The sequence below is a fragment of the Marinomonas arctica genome, assembly GCF_003259225.1.
Classification (GTDB): Bacteria; Pseudomonadota; Gammaproteobacteria; order Pseudomonadales; family Marinomonadaceae; genus Marinomonas; species Marinomonas arctica.
This window is the reverse complement of record NZ_QHJF01000107.1, coordinates 1-328: the sequence shown is the minus strand read 5'-3', so window position 1 is coordinate 328 and position 328 is coordinate 1. Positions and strand designations below refer to the sequence as shown.

Sequence of the window (328 nt, the reverse complement as noted above, 5' to 3'; positions counted from 1 at the left end):
GTTCCTGCGCTGGAACGTTTATCCTTGCGTCACAACAGCCGTATTTTCCAAAAGCAAACCGCCCAAGCCATTATCACCCAACTGCTGGATGAGATGGGCATCACGGAACACCTTTTTACCACCCAAAGAACGCCCCTTGAGCGGGAGTTTTGTGCTCAATACCGTGAGACCGACTTAGAGTTTTTGCATCGATTGGCCGCCGAAGAAGGCTGGGTCTACTACTTTACCCACGAAGAAGGCAAACACCTACTGCACTTTGCGGACCAAAGCCAAACGCTCCCCAAGCATCCCAACACCATCCCGTACAATGTTTTATCCGGTGGTGGCT

General features: G+C 51.5%; 1 protein-coding gene. It reads left to right on the top strand.

Features of this window, described 5'->3' with window-relative positions; all coding sequences use genetic code 11:
* The coding region (locus DK187_RS21035) for a contractile injection system protein, VgrG/Pvc8 family (RefSeq protein WP_275426778.1) at positions 1-328 on the top strand (328 nt) is incomplete at both ends.